General features: G+C 37.3%; 1 protein-coding gene. It reads right to left on the bottom strand.

The features are described 5' to 3' along the window. Positions 1–24: 24 nt before the first annotated feature. A partial coding sequence (locus AMN70_RS05690; RefSeq protein ID WP_075501819.1) for a hypothetical protein occupies positions 25–523 on the bottom strand: 499 nt, incomplete at its 5' end.

Below are 523 nucleotides of genomic sequence, written 5' to 3'. Positions count from 1 at the left end.
TCCTCCTCAAGCTTTGATTTGAATTTAGAAGTCGGTTGCTTTGGAAACTTCCTCTTGAACTTCCTCGTCATCTGACCCTACATTTTTACTGGCACTATCGCCATGTACTTTATCGAAGCTATCTGCTCCATTAGATTGTCCACCACCCTCAACTAAATCTTTTACTTGAACTGATTTAAGTCTTAAGGAAACACCTGCACCAAGCATAGGTGTGTACCAAGCGAATGGTTGATAACTAACACGAAGGATTGAACCTCCCCATATAGTTATATCTGGACTTATAGGTTTTAATTCATTGTCGAATAAACCTGGTCTCTGTTTAAATGTATCTCCAGTTTTACCATTAGTACCACTGGCCTTCATTTTAAATTTGAAGATAACTTTGCCATCTTCTTTTTTATAAGGTGGAGAAGCTTCTTTGATTTGCTTCTTACCTGTTTTATCCTTGGCCTCTGATACTGCTTTAGCTTGAAATTCTTTTATTGTTTTTAGAAGTTCATTAGCTTGCACATCATTGAGTTCC

It is taken from the genome of Candidatus Pelagibacter communis (genome assembly GCF_001179925.1).
GTDB classification, from domain to species: domain Bacteria; phylum Pseudomonadota; class Alphaproteobacteria; order Pelagibacterales; family Pelagibacteraceae; genus Pelagibacter; species Pelagibacter ubique_E.
The sequence above is the reverse complement of the archived record's forward strand: the minus strand, read 5'-3'. Positions and strand labels throughout refer to the sequence as shown.